The organism is Burkholderia arboris, assembly GCF_902499125.1.
GTDB lineage: Bacteria > Pseudomonadota > Gammaproteobacteria > Burkholderiales > Burkholderiaceae > Burkholderia > Burkholderia arboris.
In genome coordinates this window covers 59253-85056 of the sequence record NZ_CABVPX010000035.1, presented here as the reverse complement: position 1 = coordinate 85056, position 25804 = coordinate 59253, and the positions used below count along the sequence as shown (strand labels likewise).

Below are 25804 nucleotides of genomic sequence, written 5' to 3'. Positions count from 1 at the left end.
CCGTTTTGCGTCACGCGTGCACGTGCGTTACGCGGTGCGTGCGGCGCGCGGCAGCGCGTCGTCCTGCTTGCGGGGCGCGCCGACATCGTCGATGCTGACGCGGCGCGAGATCAGCCACACGCACAGCGATGACAGCACGGCCGCACTCATGTACTGGATCGCGAGCGGCCACCATTGCGGCGCGGTGTTCTGCGCGATGATGGTCGCCACCAGCGGCGTGAGGCCGCCGGCGAGCGCGCCGCACACCTGGTATGCGATCGAGATCGCCGTATAGCGGATGCGTGCGACGAAGATGCCGCTCACGAAACCCGCGACGACCGAGTAGTAACCCGATTCCGCGAGCGTCGCGAGGCCGACGCCGACCGTGATCGACACGGGCGTGCCCATGTGCACGAGCGGCAGCATCAGGAACGGGACGATCGCGGCCCATGCGCCGGTGATCAGCAGCACGCGCGTGGTGCCGAAGCGCTGCGCGAGGAACGCGGCCGCGAGTTGCACGACGAACTGCAACACGGCGACGATCGTCATGCAATGCAGCACCATCGACCGGTCGAGCGACAGGAACTGCGTCGCATAGCTGATCATGAAGATGTTGCTGAAATACACGCCGGCGATGCCGTACACGTTCGCGCCGATCGCGAGCAGCAGCAGCGGCCAGTACTTGAGCGCTTCGCGCAGCGGCTTTTGCGCGATGTTGCCGCTCTTCCGGACTTCCTCGAACTCGGGCGACTCGGATACGCTCGCACGGATCACGAAGCCAACGATCAGCAGTACGGAACTTGCGAGGAACGGCACGCGCCAGCCCCAGCTCATCATGTCGTCCTTCGACAGCGTGCTGATCGCGCCGAACGCGAGCATCGACAGGATCAGGCCGCTCGCGCTGCCGAGCTGCGCGAACGACGCGAAGAACGTCCGCTTGCCTTCCGGTGCATGCTCGCCGGCGAGCAGCACCGCGCCGCCCCATTCGCCGCCGACCGCGATACCTTGCAGCACGCGCATCAGCACGAGCAGGATCGGTGCGATCACGCCGGCTTGCGCATGGGTCGGCAGCAGGCCGATCGCGACGGTCGACACGGCCATCAGCATCAGCGTCGCAAGCAGCGAACGCTTGCGGCCGAAGCGGTCGCCGAGATAGCCGAACATCACGCCGCCGAGCGGCCGCGCGAAGAAACCGACCGCGAACGAACCGAACGACGCGAGCAGGCTGATGAAGCGGTTTTCGCCGGGAAAGAACAGCGGCCCGAACACGATGGCGGCGGCGGTCGCGTAGCTATAGAAGTCGTACCACTCGATCGTGGTGCCGACGAACGAAGCGAGCGCCGCCCGCTTCGGTTGCTTGACGGAAGTCCCCATCTTGATGTGTGCTCCTCTGGAATCCTTTGATTTGGAATAGTGTGGGTGCCGGGATCAGTCGCGGTACGCGACGCCCGGCAGCACGCACAGCAACTCGTACGCGAGGTTCGCGCCGAGCAGCGCCGTGGTGCCGAACGGATCGTACGGCGGCGCGACTTCGACGAGATCGCAGCCGACGATGTTCAACCCCTTCGCGCCGCGGATGATCTCGAGCGCCTGCGGCACCGTGAGGCCCGCGATTTCCGGCGTGCCGGTGCCCGGTGCGTAGGCCGGATCGATGCCGTCGATGTCGAAGCTGATGTAGACGGGCGTGTCGCCGACGCGTGCGCGCACTTCTTCCATCAGCGGCGCCAGCGACTTGTTCCAGCATTCCTCGGCCTGGACGACGCGGAAACCCTGCTCGCGGCACCAGTCGAAATCCTCGGCGGCGTAGCCGGTGCCGCGCAGGCCGATCTGCGTGACCTTGTCGCCGTGCAGCAGGCCTTCCTCGACCGCGCGGCGGAACGGCGTGCCGTGCGCGATCTTTTCGCCCATCATCGTGTCGTTCACGTCGGCGTGTGCATCGACGTGGATCAATGCAACCTTGCCGTGCTTGCGGTGGATCGCGCGCAGGATCGGCAGCGCGATCGTATGGTCGCCGCCGAGCGTGATCGGCTTGCAGTCATGCTCGAGGATCGCGTCGTACGCGGCTTCGATGCGCGAGATCGAATCGTGCAGGTTGTACGGGTTGATCGCGACGTCGCCGATGTCGGCGATCTGCAGCGAATCGAACGGCGCGGCGCGCGTGGCCATGTTGTACGGGCGCAGCAGCACGGATTCCGTGCGGATCTGGCGCGGGCCGAAGCGTGCGCCGGTGCGGTTGGACGTGCCGAGATCGAACGGCACGCCGACGAAGCAGGCGTCGAGGCCTTCGGCGCTCGCCACGTGCGGCAGGCGCATCATCGTCGCGATGCCGCCGCAGCGCGGCATTTCATTGCCGCCGAGCGGCTGGAAATGGGGGTGGTCGTTCATGGGCTGTCTCTTCCGATGTGGGGTTGCCGTATCATGCGACGCGGCTTGGCGCACAGTTTTACGCGCTCCGTCGGGAAAGAAGAATGCGAAGATATCGACGTAAACATCGATTTTCATCGATGTATGGAAGGGGATGAACGTGCTGGGGAATCTGTCGACCCTCGATCTGCGGTTGATCCGCGTGTTTCTCGCGGTCACGGACGCGGGCGGTGTATCGGCCGCGCAGGCCGTGCTGAACGTCGGGCAGTCGACGATCAGCGCGCAACTGTCGTCGCTGGAGACGCGGCTTGGCTACCGGCTGTGCGAGCGCGGCCGCAGCGGCTTCCGGCTTACGCCGAAGGGCGAACGGTTCCATGCGATGAGCCGCAAACTGCTCGCGGCGCTCGACGAATTCGGGATGGCCGCGCGGCATATGGACCGCCAACTGGTCGGCACGTTGAATATCGGCCTGATCGGCCATACGCCGGTAAGCCAGAATGCGCGGATCGCCGAGGCGATCGCCGCGTTCCGCACGCGCGACGAAGCCGTGCGCTTCTCGATTTCGGTGCGCGCGCCGGGCGATCTCGAGGAGAAGCTGCTGAGCGACGAAATCCAGATCGCGGTCGGCTACTTCTGGCACCGCGTGCCGTCGCTGCATTACACGCCGCTGTTCATCGAGCGCCAGGTCGCGTACTGCGGGCGCGGCCATCCGCTGTTCGACGGCGCCGGCATGCTGACGCCGGCCGACGTCGCGGGCTTCGAATGGGCGTGGCGCTCGTATCCGCTGCCGGAGGCGCAGCTGTCGACGACGCCCGACCGCGTGACCGCGACGGCCGACAACATGGAAGCCGTCGCGCTGCTGATCCTGTCCGGCCACCACCTCGGCTACCTGCCGCAGCACTTCGCGGCGCCGTACGTCGCGCAGGGATTGCTCGCGCCGCTCAACCCGGACGAACTGCGCTACGACGTGACGTTCCACATGGTCGTCGCGCGCAACGGGCGCGGGAATCCGCTGGTGGAAGCGTTTCTCGAGGATCTCGAGCGCGCGCACCAGTCCCCCGACGTTGCCTGACGCCGCCTGACGCCGGCACGGCCGGCAAAGTGAACAAGCGTTACGCGCTGGCGCGGCTTGCCGGCCCGCCGCACCTCACGGCACCGGCAAGCCCGCGTCGTGCTTCACCTCGCGCAGCGACAGCGCCGATTCGATCGACGTCACGCCCGGCAGCATCCGCAGCGAGTCGCGCAGGAACGTGCCGTAGTCGTCGAGGTCGCGCGCGACCACCTGCAGCAGGTAGTCGGCCGTGCCGGCGACGTTGTGGCACGCGAGGATCCGCTCGATGCCGAGCACTTCCCGTTCGAACCGGTCGGCGACCTTGCGGTCGTGCGTCGCGAACCGCACGAGCACGAACGCGACGACGCCGAAGCCGAGCGCCTGCCGCGACAGTTGCGCGCGGTAGCGTTCGATGTAGCCGTCGCTTTCGAGCCGCTTGAGGCGCCGCGCGCAAGGCGTCTCGGACAGGCCGACGGATTCGGCGAGCCGCGCGATCGGCAGGCGGCCGTCGCGCTGCACCGCAGCGAGGATCGCGCGGTCGGTTTTGTCGAGCTCGGTCATGTTGGCGGAATCCTTGTTTCGATTCCGTGATTGTGGCGGATTCCACTACGGATCGCCAATCCAGAGCCAAAGATGGCCAATAATCCCTCCTCCTTCAGCGGCAACATATCGTCATTGAAGGACGGGGGCAGACCATGATTTCCACGCATTTGCTGTTGATTTATCTCGCCGCGCTGGCGGCCATCTATGCGGTGCCGGGGCCTGACATGGCGCTCGTGCTGCAGACCAGCATCGGCCGTGGCGTGCGGCCGGGCATGGCGGCGGCGGCCGGGCTGTCGCTCGCGCGCACCGCGCACGTGACGTTGTCGGCCTGCGGTGTCGCGGCGCTGATCCGCAGCGCGCCGTGGCTGTACGAGGTGATCCGCTACGGCGGCGCGCTCTATCTCGCGTATGTCGCGATCCAGGTGTTCCGCTCGCCGGTGTTCGCGCTCGGCGACAGCGACGCGGCGGCAACGGCCGGCGAGTTGCGCCAGTCGTTCGTGAAGGGGTTGCTGACGAACCTGCTGAACCCGAAGGCGCTGCTGTTCTGCTCGGTGCTGCTGCCGCAGTTCGTGCGGCCCGAGGCAGGGCCGGTCGTCTGGCAGATGTTCGAGCTCGGCGCGCTGCTGGTCGCGGCCGGCGTGTGCTTCGACCTCGCGTGCGTGTTCGGCGCGTCGCGCATCGCGGCGTGGATGCGCGCGCATCCGCTCGCACAGACCGTGCAGCGCTGGACGTTTTCGGCGGCGCTGATCGGGTTCGCGCTGCGCCTTTCAATGGACTGAACGCGGTCGCCGTACCGTTGCCGCGCCGGTCTGCAGCCGCGCGGCAACGAGGCGCCGGTCGCCGCAGGCCGCGTGCAATGCCGGCCTTCACGCGCATCCCTTGCTGCAGAAGGGCGTGCGCGCAAATCGTCTGACTGTTCTAAACTTCCCTTAACTTCGCGCAATCGCGAACCGACTGACCGAACGGAACCGACTTCCGCCGGCTATGTCCGATTTCCTGGCTGTTCCGTGCAACGCGGTACCAAGGAGGGTCTGAACATGGCAAGGCATCTTCACGCCGACCGTGAACCCCGAATCGTCGCCGAGTCCAAGTGCCTCGGCCCGTGCGATCCGGCAGAACGCATCCACGTCACGATCATGTTGCGGCGGCAGGAAGAAGGGCAACTCGATACGTTGGTCCACCAGCTCGCCACCGGCGACACACAGGCGAAACCGCTGTCGCGCGAAGCGTTCGCGCAGCGTTTCTCCGCCAATCCCGACGACATCCGCAAGACCGAGGACTTCGCGCGTCATCACCAGCTCGCGGTCGATCGCGTCGATCCGGTCGAGAGCGTCGTCGTGCTGTCGGGCACGATCAAGCAGTTCGAGGCCGCATTCGGCGTCACGCTCGAGCGTTTCGAGCATCGGTCGATCGGCCAGTATCGCGGCCGCTCGGGCCCGATCGCGCTGCCCGACGATCTCGGCGACGCCGTCACGGCCGTGCTCGGCCTCGACAGCCGCCCGCAGGCGCGGCCGCATTTCCGGCTGCGTCCGCCGTTCCGGCCCGCGCGCGGCGGCGCGGCGGGCGTCACGTTCACACCGGTCCAGCTGGCGTCGCTGTACGGCTTTCCGGCCGGCGACGGCGCCGGCCAATGCATCGCGATCGTCGAACTCGGCGGCGGCTATCGCGCGGCCGATATCCAGCAGTATTTCCACGGGCTCGGGATCACGACGCCGCCGACGCTCGTCGACGTGAACGTCGGCACCGGTCGCAACACGCCGACCGGCGACCCGAACGGCCCGGACGGCGAAGTCGCGCTCGACATCGAGATCGCCGGTGCGATCGCGCCGGCCGCGAAGATCGCCGTCTACTTCGCGTCGAACAGCGACGCGGGCTTCATCCAGGCCGTCAATGCGGCCGTCAGCGACACGACCAACAAGCCGTCGGTGATCTCGATCAGCTGGGGCGGCCCGGAAGCGACGTGGCAGGCGCAGTCGGCGCAGGCGTTCAACCGCGTGCTGCAGGCGGCCGCCGCGCAGGGCATCACCGTATGCGCGGCGTCGGGCGACAGCGGGTCGGGCGACGGGCTGCAGGACGGCGCCGATCACGTCGACTTCCCCGCGTCGAGCCCGTACGTGCTCGGCTGCGGCGGCACGCAGCTCGACGCGCTGCCGGGGCAGGGCATCCGCAGCGAGGTCACGTGGAACGACGAGGCGGCCGGCGGCGGCGCGGGCGGCGGCGGTGTCAGCACGCTGTTCGACGTGCCGGCGTGGCAGCAGGGGCTCGCGGTCACGCTCGCCGACGGCAGCCGCACGCCGCTTGCGAAACGCGGCGTACCCGATGTGGCCGGCGATGCGTCGCCGCAGACGGGCTACGAGGTATCGGTCGCCGGCACGGCTACCGTGATGGGCGGCACGAGCGCGGTTGCGCCGCTGTGGGCCGCGCTGATCGCGCGGATCAATGCGGCGGCCGGCGCATCGGCCGGTTGGGTCAATCCGGTGCTGTACAAGAATCCGGGCGCGTTGCGCGACATCACGAAAGGATCGAACGGCACCTATGCGGCTGCGTCGGGCTGGGACGCGTGCACGGGTCTCGGCAGCCCGAACGGCGCGCAGCTCGCCACGATCCTCGCGCGCAAGCCGTCGAGCTGACGCGCGGACATACGCCTTTCCGTTCGACGCGGGTGTCCTGCCCGCGTCTTTTTTCACCTCCAGGAGCAGCACGATGGGCATCGATTCCGCATCTTCCGGCGGCGTGTATCCGCTGCATCACGGCGACCACAATTCACATGGCGTGCCGCCGACCATCAACCCGGTCGCGCTGAGCCACGGCCGCGACCAGCCGTTCTTCGATCCGGTGGCATACGGCAACGGTCCCGACGATTCGGTGACCGACACGACCGAGTCGGCCGCGATCACGCATCACACGATCCTGATCGACGGCAAGCGCCTCGCGTACACGGCGACGGCCGGCCACCTCGTGACGGTCGACCCGAGCAGTTCGCAACCGGCCGCGAAGATCTTCTACGTCGCGTTCACGGCCGACGGCGCGAAGGAAGAAACGCGCCCGGTGACGTTCTTCTACAACGGCGGCCCCGGTTCGTCGTCGGTGTTCGTGCTGCTCGGCTCGTTCGCGCCGAAGCGCATCAAGACGTCGATGCCGGGTTTCACGCCGCCCGCGCCATACCAGATGGAAGACAACCCGGACAGCATGATCGACCACAGCGATCTCGTGTTCATCAACCCGGTCGGCACCGGCTATTCGGCGGCCGTCGCGCCGAACAAGAACCGCAACTTCTGGGGCGTCGACCAGGATGCGGATTCGCTGAAGCAGTTCATCAAGCGCTACCTGACCAAGAACAACCGCTGGAATTCGCCGAAATACCTGTTCGGCGAATCGTACGGCACCGCGCGCAGCTGCGTGCTCGCGTACAAGCTGCACGAGGACGGGGTCGACCTGAACGGCGTCACGCTGCAGTCGTCGATCCTCGACTACCGGCAGGCCGGCAACCCGGTCGGCGCGTTGCCGACCGCCGCGGCCGACGCGTGGTACCACAAGAAGCTCGGCGTCACGCCGGCGCCGGCCGATCTCGGCGCGTTCGTCGAGGAAGTCGCGCAGTTCTCGCGCACCGACTACCTGAACGCGTTGCGCACGGTGCCGCATGCGGACCCGGCCGCCGTGCAGAAACTGTCGCAGTACACGGGCATCGACCCGGCGACGCTGCAGTCGTGGAGCCTCAACATCGCGGGCTACGACGCGCGCGGCAATTCGCTGTTCCTGACGACGCTGCTGCATGCACAGGGCCTCGCGCTCGGCTCGTACGACGGCCGCGTGACCGGGATCTCGTCGGGTATCGCCGGCAAGATCGACCCGAACTCGGGCGGCAACGATCCGACGATGACGGCCGTGACGGGCGTCTATACGGCGATGTGGAACAGCTACCTGAACGAGCAGCTGAAGTTCACGTCGAATTCCGCGTTCACCGACCTGAACGACCAGGCGTTCCAGAACTGGGATTTCAGCCATATCGACCCGACCGGCGCGCAGCAGGGCATCGATGCGCAGGGGAACGTGATTCTCTACACGGCCGGCGATCTCGCCGCGGTGATGGCGCTGAACGTCGACCTGAAGGTGCTGTCGGCGAACGGCTTCTACGATTTCGTCACGCCGTTCTACCAGACCGTGATCGACCTGCAGCAGATGCCGCTCGAGGATCAGAAGGTGCGGCAGAACCTGTCCGCGCGTTTCTATCCGTCGGGGCACATGGTGTATCTCGACGGCGGTTCGCGTACCGCGCTCAAGCGCGATCTCGCGACGATGTACGACGCGACGGTCAGCGATACGGGCGCGCGGATGCGGATTCGCGCATTGCAGGCGAAGAAGACGGGCGGGCACGCATAGCGCTGCCCGCCGTCGGTGTGCCGCGCGCAGCCGAGACGGCTCGCGCGGCGGTAATTCAGCCGCAGTGGCCGGCTTACGCGGCCGGCCAGTCGAACATCGTGTACGGCAGCGCGCGCTTGTGGCGCGAGCCGTCATGGAAGCGCAGCACCGTTTCGTACACGTGGTCGCTGACCGGCTTGCCTTCGAGGAAATCGTCGATCTCGTCGTAGCTCACGCCGTACGCGTGCTCGTCGGGGCGCAGCGGGCGCAGTTCCTCGAGGTCGGCCGTCGGCACCTTCATCACGATCAGTTCCTCGCCGCCGAGCGCACGCGCGACCGCGCGCACGCGACGCTTGTTCAGGCCCGCGAGCGGCAGGATGTCCGCGCCGCCGTCGCCGAACTTCGTGAAGAAACCCATCAGCGATTCAGCGGCGTGATCGGTGCCGATCACGATGCCGCGCTGCGCGCCGGCCACCGCGTACTGCGCGATCATGCGCTCGCGCGCCTTGATGTTGCCGTGCACGAAATCCTGCTGCGCGGGGGTGTCGAATACGTGGCCGGCCGCGGCCAGCGAGCCGAGCATCGCATCGGCGGCCGGCTTCACGTCGACCGTCAGCACCTCGTCCGCACGGACGAACGCGAGCGCGCGCTGCGCGTCGGCTTCGTCGTTCTGCACGCCGTTCGGCAAGCGCATCGCGATGAAGCGCGCATCGTAGCCGTCGGCGCGCAGGCGCTCGACCGACAGTTGCGCGAGCCGGCCGGCCGTCGACGAATCGACGCCGCCGCTGATGCCGAGCACATAGGTCCGCAGGCCGGTCGAACGCAGGTATTGCGCGAGGAACTCGACGCGGCGGGCGATCTCGGCCTCGGCGTCGAAGTGCGGGGCGACGTTCAGTTCGGCAATGATCGCGCGTTGGCGGCTGGCGTAATCGGCGGATGTCATGAAGGAAGTTCCGGAACGAAATGCAAGGCGCCCATCATAAGCGCAATCGTGGCGCGCCGCCGCGCCGGGCATGCGTTCCGGCGGTTTCGCGTTGCTTCGGCGAGACGCGCTGCATCGCCGTGGTGCACGGTGCGCCGGGCGGGTGCAGGATGCCGCATGAAGGGCATCCGTGCGCAGGGCATCGATGCAAGCGAGGGCCGGATGGCCGGCGTCAGCGTCGTGCGAGCACGACGCCCACCAGCGCGAGCGCGAAGCCGGCGAGCTGGATCGCCGCGAGCGTTTCGCCGAACAGCCAGTAACCCTGCAGCGCGGCGAGCGGCGGCGCGAGGAACAGCAGCGACGTCGCGCGCGCCGCGTTGCCGCGCCGCAGCATCCACATCAGCATCGTGACCGCGCCGCCCGACAGGAACACGACGCCCCACACGAGCGACACCCACAGCGCCGGCGCGCCGATCCAGCGCGTTTCATGAAGCAGCACGACGAAGACGGCCGCGACGATCGCCGCGCCGAAATTCTGTACGGCGACCGCGGTGCGCAGGTCGCTCTGCGCGAGCTTGCCTTTCTGGTACAGCGAACCGGCCGTGATCGACCCGACCGCCAGCACCGACACGGCGACGACGAGCCAAGCAGGTGCCGCACCCGGCGGGGGCGCGACGCCGCCCGTGACCTTCGGCGCCAGCACGAGCGCGACGCCGGCGAGCCCGAGCGCCATCCCGAACCAGCCGCGCCTGGGCAGGCGCTCGTTGAACAGCGGGACGGCCAGCACGGCGGTGGCGAGCGGCTGCAGCGCGCCGAGCAGCGCCATGACCCCCGCGTTCAACCCTTGCGCGACGGCCCAGTAGCTCGCGCCGAGATAGACGCCCTGCAGCAGCGCGCCCGCGATCAGGTGACGCGGCCATTCGCGGCGGGCCGGCCACGGTGCGCGCGCGACGAGCGCCACGACGCCGAACAGCGCGGCCGTACCCGCGAAACGGGCGAGCAGGAACAGGTTGGGATCGGCGTAGGGCTTGATTGCCCGCGCAACGATGAAGCCGGTGGACCACAGCGCGACGAACGCGGCAGCGACGATCGAGGTAAGCATGCGTGACGGGCCGCGAGGCGGCCGGGCAGAATCAGGAAGTCGGCCAGTATCGGGGGAAGCGGTGCCGGCGTCTTGTCGAATCCTGCACTCGTGCCGCGCGATGCGTGGCGGTGCCGGCGATCATTGCGCGCTGGACGCGCGGGGCGGAGGGAACGGGTGCCGCGCCGCTCGATGCGGCACGGGCGGGTGCGAAGCCGCGGCGATCAGCCGAATCAGTCGATCGAGAACGTGTCGAGCGGCTGGTTGGCGCGCGCGTCGGTCGCGAAGCGTGCGGCGAGCTGTTCGTAGAGCCGGCGTGCTTCGTCGAGCGTCAGGTCGATCCAGTACGGATCGCCGGCTGCGTCGTTGAGGCGTTCCGGCGGAAACTGGATTTCGATCACACTGCCTTTGCGATACATGGCGCGAGCCCCTTTGCTTGGTCGTTCGGCGAAGCGCAAAGTGTAGCAACCGGCGCCGCGCCGATTCGCGCGCGTGAGGCAATACAGAATTTCGCTTTCGGGAAACGCGGCCGGTTCCGTTTCCCGCCGCCGTCAAATGCCGGTCAAACGTCCGTAATACAATGGCCGGCTTACCCATTACCAGTCGCCTCGGGCGCACACGCGATGCTGGCGGAACAACGTCATCAATACATCCTGTCGGAGCTCGGACGGTCGGGCGCGCTGTCGGTCGCGGAACTCGTCCGTTCGCTCGACGTGTCGCGCGAAACGGTGCGGCGCGACCTGAACGCGCTGGCCGCGCGCGGCCTGCTCGTGATGACGCACGGCGGCGCACTGGCCGCGGATCGCCGCGAGCCGAGCCTGTCCGAGCGCGAAGCCGCGAATGCCGAAGCGAAGCGCACGATCGGGCGGCGCGCGGCCGAATTCGTGCCCGACGATGCATCGGTGCTGATCGATTCGGGCAGCACGCCGCATGCGGTCGCGCTGGCGCTCGCCGACCGGCACCGGCTGTCGATCTACACGAACGACTGGCGTACCGCGTTCGTGCTCGCGCGGCGCAACGGCAACCGCGTGACGCTGCTCGGCGGCGAGCTGTCCGACGACGAGGACGCGACCTTCGGGCTCGACACGATTCACCAGCTCGCGCAATACCACGTCGATTTCGCGTTCGTCGGCGCGGGCGGCATCACGCCCGACGGTGAATGCACCGACTACTCGCGGCTCGCGGCCGAGGTGCGCAGCCGGATGATCGCGGCGGCCGGCACGGCGATCATCGTCGCCGACCATTCGAAATTCGGCCGCGTGACGCCGGTGCGGATCAACGGCACGGCCGCCGCCCGCTATCTGGTGACCGAGCGCGCGCCCGACAAGGCCGTGCGCCGCGCGCTGACCGCGCGCGGGATCGAACTGCTGGTGTGCGACTGACGCGCGTCCGACATACAAGGTTCACCGAACCGTCATCCCGCGGGAAGAACCGCCGTCAACACTGACCCATTCACCTCGACCGGCCGCCAGGCCAGGGAGCAACGAATGACCGTCAGCGTGCGCAGCTATCTTTCCCCCACCCTGGTCCTGCTGGCCTTCGACTGGCCCGATGCGGCGTCGCGGTCCGATTTCCTCGGCTTCGCGATCCGGCGCACACCGGGCTTCTGGTCGGCCGACGGCAAGACGCGTGCGCCGGACAGCTGGCTGCCGAACCGCCTGACGTTCGACGGTCCGGCAGCCGACACGCAGGGCGATGCGCCGACCGACCAGGCGCCGATCCAGAAATTCATGTGGTGGGATGCGCGCATCGATCCCCAGGACCGCGATGCGTCATTTCGCTACGACGTCTATCCGGTCGTCGGCACGCCGGCGAACCTGCAGGTGCTCGACGCGGAAGGCGGCGTATGCGATGTCGTGCTGCCCGCGCATATCGAGGACGGCATCGGCACGTGGTTCAACCGCGCGGTGGTGAGCTCGCAGGCGTTCGCGAAGCAGGTCGCGGCGCTGGGCCTCGCGCCGAACGCGGCGCCGAGCGACGCGCAGGCGCTGAAGCTGCGCACGTGGCTCGCGAACGACATGGAGCAGGTGTTCGCGGAGATGCTCGATCCGGCTTCGCGCGCGGCGTCGGCCGTCTATCACCTCACCGACACGCTGTGGGCGCTGCCTGCGTTCGAGGCGTTCGGGCGCCAGCATGGCGAAGCGTCGCTCGCGATCGTCTACGACGCGCACACGACGTCGCGCAAGGGCAAGCCGCCGCTGCCGTCGCCGAACCAGCCGGCCGTCGACGCGCTGCAGGGCCTCGCGACGCGCGCGCCGCGCGACAAGACGCACATCATGCACGACAAGTTCATCGTGACCGATGCGCCGTCGAATCCGGCGCCCGCGCGCGTGCTGACCGGTTCCGCGAACTTCACGACCGAAGGGCTGACCGAGCAGGCCAACGTGCTGCACGCGTTCGACTCGTCCGCGCTCGCCGCGCTGTACAACGACCGCGCGCATGCGCTGGCCGGGAATCCGTCGATCGCGGAGACGGCGAAGCTGACGTCGGGCTGGTCCGAGCCGATGACGATCGGCAGCGCGCAGGTGCGTGTCGCGTTTTCGCCGGAGCCGGCGGGGCAGCGTACGGAGATCGACACGATCGTCGCCGCGATTGCGGCCGCGAAGCATTCGGTGTCGTTCTGCCTGTTCATGCCGACCGACGCGGCGCTGCGCGATGCCTGTTTCGCGGCCGGCGACCGCGGGCTGATGATGTTCGGGCTGGTGAACAAGATCAACGTCGGCAGCGCGACGAAGGCCGATACGGCGCAGCTGGCCGGCCAGACGCTCGATGCGGCGACGCTCGCGAACCTCGAGCTGTACCACCGCAGCCGCGACAATCACGACGTGATCGATGCCGCGTATTTCTCGCCGGCCACCGTGCCGCAGGGTTTCACGCCGGAACTGCGGCTCTTTCCGGGCGAGCCGGCGCCGGCCTTTCCGCCCGTCGTGATCCACCACAAGTTCATCGTGATCGATGCGGAAGGCGCGAATCCGGTCGTCTATACGGGCTCGGCGAACATGAGCCGCAATTCGGAGCAGTACAACGACGAGAACCTGCTCGAGATTCGCGACAAGCGGATCGCGGCGATCTATCTCGCGGAATTCCTGCGGCTCTACGAGCACTATCGCGCGCGGGCGCTGGCGATCAATGCGCAGCAGCACGGCACGGACGCGGGCACGGGCGCGCATGCACGGCTCGCGCTCGCACCCGATTCGAGCTGGGCGAAGAAGTATTACGTGGCGGGAAGCCCGGAAGAGAAGGCGCGGATCGCACTGGCGTCGACCGCACCGGCGGACTGACTTGCCGAAGTGCGAGGGGCACGGATGGTGCGTGCCCCGGGTTGCGTTTGCCGCTGCTTACGCGGCGACGTAGCGCAGCACGGCGTCGGCGATCGTGTCGCGATGCCGCGCGCGCAGGCGCGGCGCCGACGGATCGCGGCCGAATGCGGCGCCGAACGTGTAGCGGTTCGATACGCGGTGGAAGCAGAACGAGCTGATCAGCAGGTGCAGGTCGAATGCGTCGATGTCCTTGCGGAACGCGCCGCTGGCCGCGCCGCGCTCGACCAGTTCCTCGAGCGTCTTGATGATGCTGACGTTGCGGTTCTTGAACGACTTGAGCTGTTCGAGATACTTCGCGCCGTGGATGTTCTCGATCGACACGAGGCGGACGAAGTCGCGATGCTTGTCGTGATAGTCGAACGTGAATTCGACGAGGCGGCGCATGCCTTCGCGCGGCTCCATGTCGCCGACGTGCAGTTCCTGCTCGAGCGCGCGGATATCGCCGTACACCTTCTCCAGCACGGCCTCGTACAGGCCTTCCTTGCTTTCGAAGTAGTAGTAGAGCATGCGCTTCGTCGTGTTCGTGCGCTCGGCGATCGCGTCGACGCGCGCACCGGCGAGGCCCATCGCAGAGAATTCCTGCGTGGCGACATCGAGGATGTTGCGCTTGGTTTGCTCGGGATCGTATTTACGCCGCGCTTCGGACGCAAGCGCGCGGGTGTCGGACGTGGCGGCCTTGCTTCCTGCTTTCATGTGACTTTATTGTGGGTTCGCGGCGGCTTGGAAAAGGCATTCTAGCATGCGGGAAATCCCCGCCCGGCCGACCTTCCGCTCTAATCGGCGGGGCCATCCGGCGGGGCCGTTTCAGCCGCCGCGGCCGTTCAGCGGCGGCAGGATGCGAGCGCGTCGCGGGCCTGGTACGCGGTGTACGTGAGCTGCGCGGCGGCGAGGCCGGCCAGCCCGAACGTGCGCGTGAGCCCGAACGCGGCGAAGCCGTCGGGCACCGGCCGGCCTTCGGCCAGCGCGGCGGCGAGCGCTTCGCCCGCTACCGTGGTCGGCGCCATCCCGTGGCCGCCGAACGCGATCGCGTGCCACACGCCGTCCGCATCGCGGCCGATCTGCGGCATCTTGTGCCGCGCGTAGCTCATCAGCCCGCCCCACGCGTAGTCGATCTTCACGCCCTCCAGTTGCGGATACACGCGCAGCAGGTCGCGCCGCAGCAGGCGCGCGATCGCGTCGGGGCCGCGGTCGAGGACCGAGATCCGGCCGCCCCACAGGATGCGCGTGTCTTTCAGCGGGCGGTAGTAGTCGAATGCGAAACGCGTGTCGTAGATCGCATACGGCGCGTCGATCGCATCGGGCAGCTGCGTGCCGAGCGGCTCGGTCGCGATCACGTAGGTCGCGATCGGCAGCACCGCGCGCTCGATGCGCGGCGACACGCCGCGCGCGTAACCGCCGCACGCGAACACGACGTCCTTCGCGCGCACCGTGCCCTGCGCCGTGCGCACGACGTACCCGGCGCCTTCGCGCGCGATGCCGAGTGCGGCCGAGCGTTCGTACACGCGTGCGCCGCCGCGCGATGCGGCTGCCGCGACGCCGAGCACGTACTTGAGCGGATGGAAGTGGAACGCGTTCGGCTCGAACAGGCCGCCGTAATAGCGCTGCGTCTTCAGCCGCTCGCGCAGCGCGCCGGCCGGGACGGCTTCCCAGTCGACGCCGAGTTCGTTCTTCATCAGCGTGCGCACGCTGTCGAGCCGCGACGGATCGTCGAACCAGTTCGCGAGCATCACGCCCTGATCGACGATGTCGCAGTCGATCCCGTAGCGCGCAATGCGCGTGCGGATCAGGTCGACCGCATCGACGGTGAGCCGGTACAGCCGGCGTCCTTCGTCGCGGCCGAGCGTGCGCAGCAGGTCGGCATTGTCGAGGCTGTAGCCGCCGAACACGAAGCCGCCGTTGCGGCCCGACGCGCCGAAGCCGACCCGTTCGCCGTCGAGCACGACGACGTCGTGCACGCCGCGCTCGACGAGGCCGAGCGCGGTGCACAGGCCGGCAAGGCCGCCGCCGACGATGCAGACCTGCGTGTCGATCGTGCCGGTCAGTTGCGGGTAGGGCTGGCGGGTAACGGTGGCTTCGTAGAAGTTCTGCATGCGATTTCGTGGACTCGTGACGGCAAAAAAGCAGACGGCGCGCGTCGATCTTGCCTGAACGCGCGCGCCGCGTCGAATGGGGTTGTCAGGGGGCCGGCTGCCGCGTTCGGGCGGCGGCCGGCGCGAAGCGTGACGTCAGGCGTCACGCACCCGGCGTCGGGTTGGCCGGGCGGGCGACGTAGCCCGCGTAGCCGGTGGCGGCCTGCGGCGCGGCTTCGGGCGTCGCGTTGCGTTCGATCCACGGCGCAATCTCCATGTCTTCGTAGCGCACGAGGCGGCATTTGCGCACGAGCGCGTAGCCGAGCCAGATCGCGAGGAAGAACGGCAGGCCGATGTAGGTCGCGGCGACGCCGACCCAGTCGATCTTGTCGGAGAGGAACGCCTGATAGTCCTGGCCGAGCGCGACGACCGCGCACAGCGCGAACGCGAACAGTGGGCCGAACGGGAACCACTTCGAGCGGTACGGCAACTGGTCGAGCCGGTAGCCCTGCTTCAGGAAACCCTTGCGGAAGCGGTAGTGGCTGACCGCGATGCCGAGCCACGTGATGAAGCCGGCCATGCCCGACGTGTTCAGCAGCCACAGGTAGACGGTCTTGTTGCCGTACAGCGACGTGAGGAAGCACAGCGCGCCGACGGCGGTGGTCGCATACAGCGCGTTGCGCGGCACGCCGCCCGCCGACAGCTTCGCGAACAGCTTCGGCGCACGGCCTTCGACGGCGAGGTTGTAGAGCATCCGCGTCGACGCGTACATGCCCGAGTTGCCGGCCGACAGCACGGCCGTCAGGATCACCGCATTCATCACCCCGGCCGCGAACGCGAGGCCCGCGTGGCGGAACACGAGCGTGAACGGGCTCACGCCGATGTCGGTCACGTCGCTCTTCAGCAGGCTCGGGTCGGTGTAGGGAATCAGCACGCCGATCACGAAGATCGCGAGCACGTAGAACAGCAGGATGCGCCAGAAGATCTGGCTCACCGCGCGCGGGATCGTCGTGCGCGGGTTCTCCGATTCGCCGGCCGCGACGCCGATCATTTCGGTGCCCTGGAACGAGAAGCCCGCGATCATCGCAACGCCGAGCATCGTTGCCCAGCCGCCGGCGAACGGCGCGTCGCCGATCGTGAAGTTGCCCCAGCCGGCGCTCGGGCCGCCCTGCATGATCCCGAAGATCATCAGCAGGCCGACGCCGACGAACGCGAGCACCGTCAGTACCTTGATCAGCGCGAACCAGTATTCGGCTTCGCCGAAGCCGCGCACCGACAGTGCGTTGAGCGCGAAGATCAAGGTGAGGAACAGCGCGCTCCACCAGACGCCCGGCACGTGCGGGAACCAGTAGTTCATCACCAGTTGCCCGGCGACGAGCTCCACCGCCAGCGTCACGGCCCAGCTGTACCAGTAGTTCCAGCCGAGCGCGAAACCGAAGCCTTCGTCGACGAACTTTGCGCCGTAGGTCGCGAACGAACCCGACACCGGCATGAACGCGGCCATCTCGCCTAAGCTCGTCATCAGGAAATAGACCATCAGGCCGATCACCATGTACGCGAGCATTGCGCCGCCCGGGCCGGCCTGCGAGATCGACGCGCCGGACGCGACGAACAGGCCCGTGCCGATCGAGCCGCCGATCGCGATCATTCGCAGATGGCGGGCCTGCAGCGCACGGTGGAGGGACGGCTTCGCGGGCGGCGAGCCGGAAGGGCGGGACGAATCGGGGCGGGCATCTGAATGCATGGCGGGCGCTGGGCGCTGTCTCCGGGATTGTTTTTTCGGTGACGAAGCGCGACGCGTTGCCGGGCGCGGGCCGGGCAGCGGTGATACGGTGCGAAACGGGCCCGATGAGCGGGGCCGCGATGCGTGTCGCGTTCGTCTGGCGTCCGGCTGCCATAGTGGCGGCCGGCGGCGCGCCGGGTGCGTTGCACCTCGACGTCGCCCCGATTGTGTGTGCCCGATGCACGACCGGCAAACGATATTTCCGAACAGGGTGATGCAGGTTTGTCATCAACTTGTATCGCTTCAGGACGTGTCCGATCGCCCGGTTGCGGGCTTCGGAAGCGTCCCATATCGGCACAGGAAAGCATGGGGTTCGTTCGTCGGGTTGTTGCGTTTTCGGAATGAAGTCGTGAGTTAATATCAATAGCGGCCCGACTTGTGGCCACCGACAATGTATTTCATGGATCGTGCCTCGCGAGGCTGGGGCGCGCCGTCCGGCCGGGCTTCCGGCGGCGGCGCAGCGCGATGCGCCGCAGGGCGCACCGGGCCGGCCACGCGGCGCATCCGCTTGCACAGGGCGCGCGAACGCGCTCCAATCGAATCACGCGGGCGGCGCTGCCGCCGCACCGATCAATCTGTCCCTGAAGAGGAAGTGATGCAATTCAACGACATTCTTGCCGCGCTCGACATCGATCTCGCCCAGTGGAAAGGCAATGCGCTGACCGCGCGTTCGCCGCTCGACGGCGCGACGCTCGCGACGCTGGCTGTCGACACGCCGGCTGACGCAGAACGCAAGATCGACGCTGCGCACGACGCATTCCTCAAGTGGCGCACGGTGCCGGCGCCGGTGCGCGGCGAACTCGTGCGCGTGTTCGGCAACGTGCTGCGCGAGCACAAGGCCGAGCTTGGCCGCCTCGTCACGCTCGAAGCCGGCAAGATCACGTCGGAAGGCCTCGGCGAAGTGCAGGAAATGATCGACATCTGCGATTTCGCGGTCGGTCTGTCGCGCCAGCTTTACGGCCTGACGATCGCGTCGGAGCGCCCGGGCCACCGGATGATGGAAACGTGGCACCCGATCGGCGTGTGCGGCGTGATTTCGGCGTTCAACTTCCCGGTTGCAGTGTGGGCGTGGAATGCGGCGCTCGCGTTCGTGTGCGGCGATTCGGTCGTGTGGAAGCCGTCCGAGAAGACGCCGCTCACCGCGATTGCATGTCACGTGCTGCTCCAGAAGGCGATCCGCGAATTCGAGAAGACGCATCCGGGCGTCGCGCCGGCCGAGCTGAGCCAGCTGGTGCTCGGCATGCGCGACGTCGGCGAAGTGCTGACGGCGTCGAAGAAGGTGCCGGTCGTCAGCGCGACGGGCAGCGTGCGGATGGGCCAGGAAGTCGCGAAGGTGCTGAGCCAGCGTCTCGCGCGCGGCATCCTCGAACTCGGCGGCAACAACGGGATGATCGTCGCGCCGAGCGCGGATCTCGATCTCGTCGTGCGTGCCGTTACGTTCGCGGCGGTTGGAACGGCCGGCCAGCGCTGCACGACGCTGCGCCGCCTGATCGTGCATCGCAGCCTGGTCGAGCAACTGCTGCCGCGCATCGAGAAGGCCTACACGTCGGTGAAGGTCGGCAACCCGCTTGAAGACGGCACGCTGGTCGGCCCGCTGGTCGATCGCGCATCGTTCGACGCGATGCAGAAGGCGCTGGGCGATGCGCGCGAGCAGGGCGGCGAAGTGAAGGGCGGCGAACGCGTCGACATCGGTCACGCGGATGCGTACTACGTGCGTCCGGCAATCGTGTGGATGCCGAAGCAATCGGCGGTGGTCGAGCGCGAGACGTTCGCGCCGATCCTGTACGTGATGGTCTACGACAACTTCGAAGACGCGATCGAACTGCACAACGCGGTGCCGCAAGGCCTGTCGTCGGCGATCTTCACGAACGACATGCGTGAAGCCGAGCAGTTCATGTCGGCGGCCGGCAGCGATTGCGGGATCGTCAACGTGAACATCGGCACGAGCGGCGCGGAAATCGGCGGCGCGTTCGGCGGCGAGAAGGAAACGGGTGGTGGCCGCGAGTCGGGTTCGGATGCGTGGAAGGCGTATATGCGCCGCGCGACGAATACGATCAACTACAGCCGGCAGCTGCCGCTGGCGCAGGGTGTGAAGTTCGACGTGTAATACGGGGTGCCCCGCTGGGCGCCGCGTGTGAATGAATAGGGCCGGTTGCCGCGGATGCGGCAACCGGCCCTTTGTATTTCGGGCGAGGCGGGTGCGTTGTCGACGACTCGCCCGCTCAGGCGGTGCTCACTGCTCCGCCGCCGGCATGTTCTGCACGACCAGCATCTGCGGGCTCGACAGCGTGATCCCCGCCGCGCGCAGCCGCTTCAGGATCTCGAACAGCAGGTCGCTCTTGGTCGAACTCGCGATCCGCGGGCTCGACACGTAACCCGTCACGCTCAGCGTGATCCCGTCCGGCGTGAGCTGGCTGAACGTCACCGACGGCGCCGGCTTCTCGAGAATCGCCTGGTGTTCGCAATAAGCGTCGAGCAGCAGGTCGCGCACCTGCTCGGGATCGGTGTTCAGTGGGAACGTCAGCACCAGTGTCGCGACGCCCTGCGTGCTGTTGCCCATCGTCACGTTGCGCAGGTTCTGCGAGATCAGCTGCGAGTTCGGCACGATCACGGTCGAGCGGTCGCTGAGCTGGATCTCGGTCGCGCGCACGTTGATGCGGCGGATGTCGCCTTCGACGCCCGCGATGCTGATCATGTCGCCCACCTTCACCGGGCGCTCGGTCAGCAGGATCAGCCCGGACACGAAGTTCTTCACGATTTCCTGCAGGCCGAAGCCGATACCCACCGACAACGCACTGACGATCCACGCGAGGTTGTTCCACCGGACGCCGAGCAGCCCGAGCGTCATCAGCACCAGCAGCACGTAGCCGACGTTGGTGAACAACGTGATCAGCGACACGCGCATGCCCGTATCCATGCCGAGCGCGGGCATGAACTCGCTGTCGAGCCAGCGACGCAGCGAGCGCAGCAGGTAGAAGCCGATCGCGAACCCGATCACGGCGTTCAGGATCCGGTCGGGCATGATGTTCAGGCTCTGCAGCCGCTGGCTGCCGATCATCGCGACCGCGCTGTCGAGCAGGTCGCCCGGCGTCGTGCCGAAGCCGCCCGTCAGCAGCGCGATTGCCGCGATCAGCATCAGCAGGCTCGTGCCGAAACCGGACAGGACCGTGCGTGCCTGATCGAGGTGGCGATCTTCGAGCGCGAACAGATGCTTGATCTGCTGGCCCGTCGACAGGCTCGACGAGAACAGGCTTTCGCTTGCGTCGCGCGTCAACTGGATCAGGATGTAGGTTGCGCACAGCACGATCTCGAACCACACGAGCTCATACGTGATGAAGCGCGCGACCGTGATGTAGCCGATCAGGAGCGCGATCAGCGACGCGACGATCGCCAGCGTGACGCCGGCATGGATCAGCCCCGCGAGCGTCGAACGCTGCTCGGGGGCCTCGCCCGCCGCCGCGAGCGCGCTGCGCGCGCGGTTCGCGCGCAACAGCGACGCGCCGACCGTCAGCGCGACGACGAGCGACACGATGCCGCGACCGAACAGCGTGACCGCCAGGCTGGTGTCGACGATCCGGTTGATCGATTCGAGCGTGCCGGACACGAGCAGCAGGGCGGCCAGGATGCCGGGGAACGGCTTCATCGCGAGCGCGACGGGATCGGCGAGCGCGGGCAGGCGCCACGACGGATGCTTGGTGCAGAGCAGGGCGCGGCCGAGCCCGGCGATCAGTGCGCAGGTGGCGGCGAGCTTCGCAAACTGGTCCCACAGGTCGGTCAGCGACGGCGTGAGCTCGTAGTGGCGCGCGACGGCGAGGTAGAGGATCTGAATGGCAATGGCCGTCGCCAGGAAGGTCGACAGCACGGTCGACAGCGCCAGCGCGCTGCGGCGCAGGCGGGTGGGCGGCAGGCGGCTCAGCGCAATCCATGCGAGCCCGCGCTCGATGAGCCGGCGGCCGCCGAGCCACACCGCGAACGCGGCGATCAGCAGCACCGTCGTGACCGCGCGTTGCCCGGGCACCCATGACGAATGCAGCATGTCGAACAGTTCGTCGTCGAAATCCTCGAGCCGCTGGCGGTCGTCAGGCGACAGGTGGAACAGCGGCAGCCAGAACTGCGCGCTGAAGATGCCGCCCGAACGGAACGCGAGCTGGTTCTTCAGCAGGCTGCGATGCAGCTTTGCGAACTGCTCGGTCAGGTTCGTGAGGCTGGCTTTCTGGTCGGTGGCCTGCTTCAGCGCCGCATCGATCTGTGTCTTGCGTGCATTCAGCGTGGTCCGTTGCTTCGCGACGGCCGGCGTTTCCGGCGCGGCGCCCTCGGCCGGCGGCGGGCCGAGCACGTCGAGTTGCGCCTGGACCTGCGCGCGTTGCGGTGTGAGATCGCTCTGCAGTTTGGCGACATCGGTGCTGAGTTCCTGCGCCGAGTCGTCGAGCGCATCGAGCTCCTTGCTGTTGGATGCGGTCGAGGTCTGCTGCTTGATGCGGTCCAGTTCGACCTGCATCTGCTTGAGCTGCGCGACGGCGTCGGTCAGCGAAATGGCGGGCACGGTTGCGCCGACGCCGCTCGCGACCGGAGCGGAGGCGGCGTCCGTCGATGCCGACGCGGCCGCGACTGCGGCGAACTGCAGCAGCGCGATCAGCACGATCCGGCGGGCGTACGTGGAGAGTCGTTGTATGGACATGGAATGCTTACGATTGGCCGACAGTGCCGGGTGCCGAAAGGCAGCCGGAAGCCGGTGGTTGGCCCGGTAGCATGTTACCGGGGTGTGGAACGCGTGGTTGTACCGATTGCGTACCCCGTTTGTTGCGAGGCGGGCGAGGCACGTAGGCGCGAAATCTGACGGCAGGCCCGTACCGCCGGGCCGGCGCCGCCAGCGGCCGGGGCGGGCAGCGCCGGCGGGCCGCCCCGACGCGTTATCCGTCCCCGACACACGGTTACGCAAGTTACACACTATCCGGCACGAAAATAGGGTGTCCGAACCGCTGCGACGCCTGCTGCGCGGCCGGCTTGCGCGTACGCCGAACGGGCGTGCCGGTACAATGCAGCGATTCGCCCGACGGCGGCTCGCCGGTCGCCGGACAACAACACACAACACGACACGACCAGGAGACGCGCCCAAGATGGCCTCAACGGACAGCCTTCCGCAGGCAACAGCCCAATCCCCCTCCATCGACCCCGGCTCCATCTCGGCCCGTCTCGACCGCCTGCCGCCGACCCGCAGCGTCTGGAAACTCGTCGTTCTGTTGAGCCTCGGCTTCTTCTTCGAACTCTACGATCTGCTCTATAGCGGCTACGTCGCGCCCGGCCTCGTGAAAAGCGGCATCCTGTCGGCGACGACGCACGGCCTGTTCGGCACTACGGGCGTCGCGAGCTTCATTGCCGCGCTGTTCTCCGGGCTCTTCATCGGTACGATCGCGTGCGGCTTCCTCGCCGACCGCTTCGGTCGCCGCGCGATCTTCACGTGGTCGCTGTTGTGGTACACGGCCGCCAACGTCGTGATGGCGTTCCAGGACACCGCGGCCGGGCTGAACTTCTGGCGCTTCGTCGTCGGTCTCGGCCTCGGCGTCGAGATGGTGACGATCGGCACGTACATCTCCGAACTCGTGCCGAAGCAGATCCGCGGCCGTGCGTTCGCCTGCGAGCAGGCGGTCGGGTTCGTCGCGGTGCCGGTGGTCGCGTTCCTTGCGTACCTGCTCGTGCCGCATGCACCGCTCGGCCTCGACGGCTGGCGCTGGGTCGTGCTGATCGGCGCGCACGGCGCGCTGTTCGTGTGGTGGATCCGCCGCGAACTGCCGGAAAGCCCGCGCTGGCTCGCGCAGCAGGGGCGCGTCGACGAAGCCGATCGCATCATGCGCGCGCTCGAGGCGAAGGTCGAAGCCGAGTATGGCCGACCGCTGCCGCCGCCCGCGCCGGCCGAGCCCGTGCCGCCGCGCGGCCGCTTTCGCGACATGTGGGTGCCGCCGTATCGCAACCGCACGATCATGATGACGATCTTCAACGTGTTCCAGACCGTCGGCTTCTACGGCTTCGCGAACTGGGTGCCGACGCTGCTGATCAAGCAGGGCATCACGATCACGTCGAGCCTGATGTATTCGAGCGTGATCGCGCTCGCGGCGCCGATCGGACCGCTGATCGGCCTCGTGATCGCCGACCGCTTCGAGCGCAAGTCGGTGATCGTCGCGATGGCGGCGGCGATCGTCGTCTGCGGGCTGCTGTTCAGCCAGACGACAGTGGGCGCATTCCTGATCGTGCTCGGCATCGGCCTCACGCTCGCAAGCAACATCATGTCGTATAGCTTCCACGCGTATCAGGCGGAACTGTTCCCGACGTCGATCCGCGCGCGGGCCGTCGGCTTCGTCTATTCGTGGAGCCGCTTCTCGGCGATTTTCTCGTCGTTCGTGATCGCGGCCGTGCTGCGGGGCTTCGGCACGTTCGGCGTGTTCGCGTTCATTGCGGGCGCGATGGTGATCGTGATGGCCGCGATCGGACTCATGGGGCCGCGCACGAAGGGCATCGCGCTGGAAACCATCTCGAAGTAGCAGGCAGTTGCGCATGCGTGCCGCATCGTTCGCGCGGCACGCATGCGAAAAGCACCTTCCTCGGGGGAAGCCGCATGGCCAAATTGATTTGGTATGCGAATTTATAAGGCGAGAGCATCGTGGCGAGCGGAACCCGCGAGTTCCCGGGCGCGTGTTTCGAGACGCTCAATCTGCAAGCGTGACACGCAACCGGAACACAAACCGCAACGAGTTGAAACAAAGCGTGACGAAGCGCAAATCTGCCGCAAAACCCCCACTTTTGCCGCTGCCGATTCCTGCGTCGGCGCGTAAAATGAAGGGCCTGACGACTCATTAGCCGCCATCGGACCGCACGCGTTGCATCAGCGAACGGCTCCGCCGCGAAGAGGCGTCGGCGCCGGGCGCATACGATGCGCCGGACGTGTCGATGGCTCGCGCGGAAGATGCGCCGCTCGCACCAGCATGATGCGGCGGCCGGATCGGCCGATGGCTTCGAACGTATGATGCTTTCCAGCCTGAAGCGGCCGTTGGCGAAGCCGCACCGTCTCACCCGCACATTGGCCGTGTACGCGTGGCTCGCTGCCGCGTTGCCTGGTTCCGTTCTGGCCGGGCGGCCGGCTGTTGCCGCGTCCGACGTGCCGTCGTCCGCTGCTACGTCATCCTCATCAGTTGCGTCGCCCGCGTCGACGGCGTCTCATGCGCATCCGGCTTCGTCCGCGCACGCGTCGTCAGGCGCATCGGCTGCGCAATCCGCGCCTGCCGCGTCGCGTGTGCATCATGCAGAGCCTGCCAGTGGGGCATCGGGGGCGTCGGCTGGCTCTGCGGCGTCCGCCGCGGAACCTGCGTCGGCCGCATCGCCAGCCGCCGCCAGCGAGGCCGAAGCGCCCGCACCGACCCCACCACGCCGGCATCCGCCGCTATCGGCCGACGAAGCGAAGAACGCGACGGCGCGCGCCGTCGACATGCGCAAGCGCTTCACGCAGGAAGTCACACGCCGCCTGAACGTGCCCGCGAGCGAACAGCGCGCCTACGGCGAGCGGCTCCAGAAGGCACTCGCCGAGGCGGACCTCGGCGACCTCGCCGGCGAGTACGTCGCGATGGTCGACCGCGCACCGAACGTGCAGGCGCTCTTCATCTACTTCCGCGCCACGCCGGCCAACGCATGGCTGATGATCGGCGCATCGCCGGTCGGCACCGGGCTGCCGGGCAAGTACGACCATTTCCTGACGCCGCTCGGCGTGTTCCATCACTCGCCCGACACCATGGATTTCCGCGCGGAAGGCACGACGAACGAGAACGGCATTCGCGGCTACGGCCGCCGCGACATGCGCATCTATGACTTCGGCTGGGTGGACGGCGAGCGCGGCTGGGGCAAGGGCGGCGTGTCGCCGATGCGCTTCCAGATGCATGCGACCGATCCCGACCGCCTCGAAGCGCTGCTCGGCATCCGGCACTCGAAGGGCTGCGTGCGGATTCCCGCTTCGCTGAACACGTTTTTCGACCGCCACGGCCTGCTCGACGACGACTACCAGGCGCGCGTCGAGGCCGGCAAGTCGCTGTGGGTGCTGCGGCGCGACCGCGACATCACGCCGATCGCGGGCCGCTACCTCGTCGTGATCGACAGCGCGCGCAAGGCCCGCCCGGGCTGGGCGCCGATGCCGGGGCGCAAGGCGTGGTCGAAGGTGCCGAAGGGCGGCGACACGGCGGACTGACGGCCGGTCCGCCGGCCGGTGGAGATACGTGGATGAGAATAAATCCGTTTTATTGATACATAAGAAAAGCAAACTTTTATTATCCGATCCGGGTTCGTATAGTCGA

At 67.7% G+C, this 25804-nt stretch carries 19 protein-coding genes; 9 read left to right on the top strand and 10 right to left on the bottom strand.

The window, feature by feature from the left end; genetic code table 11:
• Positions 1 to 27: 27 nt before the first annotated feature.
• Positions 28 to 1353 carry an MFS transporter gene (locus tag BLA15945_RS31360; RefSeq protein ID WP_174994206.1) on the bottom strand — a complete coding sequence of 442 codons (1326 nt, stop codon included), beginning with the start codon at positions 1351 to 1353 and terminating at the stop codon, positions 28 to 30.
• Positions 1354 to 1407: 54 nt separating this feature from the next.
• Entirely contained in the window at positions 1408 to 2364 is a 957-nt protein-coding gene (gene speB, locus BLA15945_RS31355) for an agmatinase (RefSeq protein ID WP_059238910.1), read from the bottom strand.
• A gap of 139 nt (positions 2365 to 2503) precedes the next feature.
• On the opposite strand from speB, the gene BLA15945_RS31350 reads away from it, so the two are divergent.
• Positions 2504 to 3415 carry a LysR family transcriptional regulator gene (locus BLA15945_RS31350; protein ID WP_059240900.1) on the top strand — a complete coding sequence of 304 codons (912 nt, stop codon included), beginning with the start codon at positions 2504 to 2506 and terminating at the stop codon, positions 3413 to 3415.
• A gap of 75 nt (positions 3416 to 3490) precedes the next feature.
• On the opposite strand, the gene BLA15945_RS31345 is transcribed toward BLA15945_RS31350, so the two are convergent.
• Positions 3491 to 3955, bottom strand: a complete 465-nt coding sequence (locus BLA15945_RS31345) for an Lrp/AsnC family transcriptional regulator (RefSeq protein ID WP_059238912.1) — start codon at positions 3953 to 3955, stop codon at positions 3491 to 3493.
• A gap of 134 nt (positions 3956 to 4089) precedes the next feature.
• Here BLA15945_RS31345 and BLA15945_RS31340 point away from each other — a divergent pair, with 134 nt between their 5' ends.
• The 3 genes from BLA15945_RS31340 to BLA15945_RS31330 all read left to right on the top strand — a co-directional run bounded on the left by BLA15945_RS31340 (position 4090) and on the right by BLA15945_RS31330 (position 8317).
• Positions 4090 to 4716 carry a LysE family translocator gene (locus BLA15945_RS31340; protein WP_059238914.1) on the top strand — a complete coding sequence of 209 codons (627 nt, stop codon included), beginning with the start codon at positions 4090 to 4092 and terminating at the stop codon, positions 4714 to 4716.
• A gap of 258 nt (positions 4717 to 4974) precedes the next feature.
• Entirely contained in the window at positions 4975 to 6567 is a 1593-nt protein-coding gene (locus BLA15945_RS31335; RefSeq protein ID WP_059238916.1) for a S53 family peptidase, read from the top strand.
• A gap of 73 nt (positions 6568 to 6640) precedes the next feature.
• A complete protein-coding gene (locus tag BLA15945_RS31330) occupies positions 6641 to 8317 on the top strand; it encodes a S10 family peptidase (protein WP_174994205.1) in 1677 nt (558 codons plus the stop codon).
• Positions 8318 to 8390: 73 nt separating this feature from the next.
• Here BLA15945_RS31330 and nadE read toward each other — a convergent pair whose 3' ends face one another.
• The 3 genes from nadE to BLA15945_RS31315 all read right to left on the bottom strand — a co-directional run bounded on the left by nadE (position 8391) and on the right by BLA15945_RS31315 (position 10718).
• On the bottom strand, positions 8391 to 9239 hold the full coding sequence (gene nadE / locus BLA15945_RS31325; protein WP_174994204.1) for an ammonia-dependent NAD(+) synthetase: 849 nt from the start codon (positions 9237 to 9239) through the stop codon (positions 8391 to 8393).
• 211 nt (positions 9240 to 9450) lie between these two features.
• The gene (locus BLA15945_RS31320; RefSeq protein ID WP_174994203.1) at positions 9451 to 10320 is read right to left on the bottom strand and encodes a DMT family transporter; all 870 of its coding nucleotides are present in this window, start codon (positions 10318 to 10320) and stop codon (positions 9451 to 9453) included.
• Between the two features lie 212 nt (positions 10321 to 10532).
• Entirely contained in the window at positions 10533 to 10718 is a 186-nt protein-coding gene (locus BLA15945_RS31315; RefSeq protein WP_006480515.1) for a hypothetical protein, read from the bottom strand.
• Positions 10719 to 10922: 204 nt separating this feature from the next.
• Here BLA15945_RS31315 and BLA15945_RS31310 point away from each other — a divergent pair, with 204 nt between their 5' ends.
• Positions 10923 to 11681: a DeoR/GlpR family DNA-binding transcription regulator gene (locus BLA15945_RS31310; protein ID WP_059238924.1), complete on the top strand. Its 759-nt coding sequence runs from the start codon at positions 10923 to 10925 to the stop codon at positions 11679 to 11681.
• 105 nt (positions 11682 to 11786) lie between these two features.
• Entirely contained in the window at positions 11787 to 13580 is a 1794-nt protein-coding gene (locus BLA15945_RS31305; RefSeq protein ID WP_174994202.1) for a phospholipase D-like domain-containing protein, read from the top strand.
• Positions 13581 to 13637: 57 nt separating this feature from the next.
• Here the strand turns inward: BLA15945_RS31305 and BLA15945_RS31300 are convergent, their stop codons facing one another.
• The 3 genes from BLA15945_RS31300 to BLA15945_RS31290 all read right to left on the bottom strand — a co-directional run bounded on the left by BLA15945_RS31300 (position 13638) and on the right by BLA15945_RS31290 (position 17432).
• Positions 13638 to 14312 carry a TetR family transcriptional regulator gene (locus BLA15945_RS31300; protein WP_059238928.1) on the bottom strand — a complete coding sequence of 225 codons (675 nt, stop codon included), beginning with the start codon at positions 14310 to 14312 and terminating at the stop codon, positions 13638 to 13640.
• Positions 14313 to 14440: 128 nt separating this feature from the next.
• On the bottom strand, positions 14441 to 15709 hold the full coding sequence (locus BLA15945_RS31295) for an NAD(P)/FAD-dependent oxidoreductase (RefSeq protein ID WP_174994201.1): 1269 nt from the start codon (positions 15707 to 15709) through the stop codon (positions 14441 to 14443).
• A gap of 142 nt (positions 15710 to 15851) precedes the next feature.
• Positions 15852 to 17432, bottom strand: a complete 1581-nt coding sequence (locus BLA15945_RS31290) for an amino acid permease (RefSeq protein WP_059238933.1) — start codon at positions 17430 to 17432, stop codon at positions 15852 to 15854.
• Between the two features lie 634 nt (positions 17433 to 18066).
• Here BLA15945_RS31290 and amaB point away from each other — a divergent pair.
• Positions 18067 to 19578 carry an L-piperidine-6-carboxylate dehydrogenase gene (gene amaB / locus BLA15945_RS31285; RefSeq protein WP_174994200.1) on the top strand — a complete coding sequence of 504 codons (1512 nt, stop codon included), beginning with the start codon at positions 18067 to 18069 and terminating at the stop codon, positions 19576 to 19578.
• A gap of 126 nt (positions 19579 to 19704) precedes the next feature.
• Here the strand turns inward: amaB and BLA15945_RS31280 are convergent, their stop codons facing one another.
• A complete protein-coding gene (locus tag BLA15945_RS31280) occupies positions 19705 to 22149 on the bottom strand; it encodes a DUF3772 domain-containing protein (protein WP_174994199.1) in 2445 nt (814 codons plus the stop codon).
• A 439-nt stretch (positions 22150 to 22588) separates the two neighbouring features.
• Between BLA15945_RS31280 and BLA15945_RS31275 the strand changes: the two genes are divergently transcribed.
• Both BLA15945_RS31275 and BLA15945_RS31270 read left to right on the top strand, forming a co-directional pair.
• Positions 22589 to 24007: an MFS transporter gene (locus BLA15945_RS31275; protein ID WP_059238941.1), complete on the top strand. Its 1419-nt coding sequence runs from the start codon at positions 22589 to 22591 to the stop codon at positions 24005 to 24007.
• Positions 24008 to 24396: 389 nt separating this feature from the next.
• The gene (locus tag BLA15945_RS31270; RefSeq protein ID WP_174994198.1) at positions 24397 to 25698 is read left to right on the top strand and encodes a hypothetical protein; all 1302 of its coding nucleotides are present in this window, start codon (positions 24397 to 24399) and stop codon (positions 25696 to 25698) included.
• Positions 25699 to 25804 lie beyond the last annotated feature (106 nt).

Bases quoted from the DNA above. Each gene is read 5' to 3' on its own strand.
- speB (WP_059238910.1), bottom strand. From the start codon at position 2,364: ATGAACGACCACCCCCATTTCCAGCCGCTCGGCGGCAATGAAATGCCG.
- BLA15945_RS31300 (WP_059238928.1), bottom strand. From the start codon at position 14,312: ATGAAAGCAGGAAGCAAGGCCGCCACGTCCGACACCCGCGCGCTTGCG.
- BLA15945_RS31335 (WP_059238916.1), top strand. From the start codon at position 4,975: ATGGCAAGGCATCTTCACGCCGACCGTGAACCCCGAATCGTCGCCGAG.
- BLA15945_RS31275 (WP_059238941.1), top strand. From the start codon at position 22,589: ATGGCCTCAACGGACAGCCTTCCGCAGGCAACAGCCCAATCCCCCTCC.
- nadE (WP_174994204.1), bottom strand. From the start codon at position 9,239: ATGACATCCGCCGATTACGCCAGCCGCCAACGCGCGATCATTGCCGAA.
- BLA15945_RS31315 (WP_006480515.1), bottom strand. From the start codon at position 10,718: ATGTATCGCAAAGGCAGTGTGATCGAAATCCAGTTTCCGCCGGAACGC.
- BLA15945_RS31340 (WP_059238914.1), top strand. From the start codon at position 4,090: ATGATTTCCACGCATTTGCTGTTGATTTATCTCGCCGCGCTGGCGGCC.
- BLA15945_RS31270 (WP_174994198.1), top strand. From the start codon at position 24,397: ATGCGCCGGACGTGTCGATGGCTCGCGCGGAAGATGCGCCGCTCGCAC.
- BLA15945_RS31305 (WP_174994202.1), top strand. From the start codon at position 11,787: ATGACCGTCAGCGTGCGCAGCTATCTTTCCCCCACCCTGGTCCTGCTG.
- BLA15945_RS31290 (WP_059238933.1), bottom strand. From the start codon at position 17,432: ATGCATTCAGATGCCCGCCCCGATTCGTCCCGCCCTTCCGGCTCGCCG.
- BLA15945_RS31330 (WP_174994205.1), top strand. From the start codon at position 6,641: ATGGGCATCGATTCCGCATCTTCCGGCGGCGTGTATCCGCTGCATCAC.
- BLA15945_RS31360 (WP_174994206.1), bottom strand. From the start codon at position 1,353: ATGGGGACTTCCGTCAAGCAACCGAAGCGGGCGGCGCTCGCTTCGTTC.
- amaB (WP_174994200.1), top strand. From the start codon at position 18,067: ATGCAATTCAACGACATTCTTGCCGCGCTCGACATCGATCTCGCCCAG.
- BLA15945_RS31280 (WP_174994199.1), bottom strand. From the start codon at position 22,149: ATGTCCATACAACGACTCTCCACGTACGCCCGCCGGATCGTGCTGATC.
- BLA15945_RS31345 (WP_059238912.1), bottom strand. From the start codon at position 3,955: ATGACCGAGCTCGACAAAACCGACCGCGCGATCCTCGCTGCGGTGCAG.
- BLA15945_RS31295 (WP_174994201.1), bottom strand. From the start codon at position 15,709: ATGCAGAACTTCTACGAAGCCACCGTTACCCGCCAGCCCTACCCGCAA.
- BLA15945_RS31310 (WP_059238924.1), top strand. From the start codon at position 10,923: ATGCTGGCGGAACAACGTCATCAATACATCCTGTCGGAGCTCGGACGG.
- BLA15945_RS31320 (WP_174994203.1), bottom strand. From the start codon at position 10,320: ATGCTTACCTCGATCGTCGCTGCCGCGTTCGTCGCGCTGTGGTCCACC.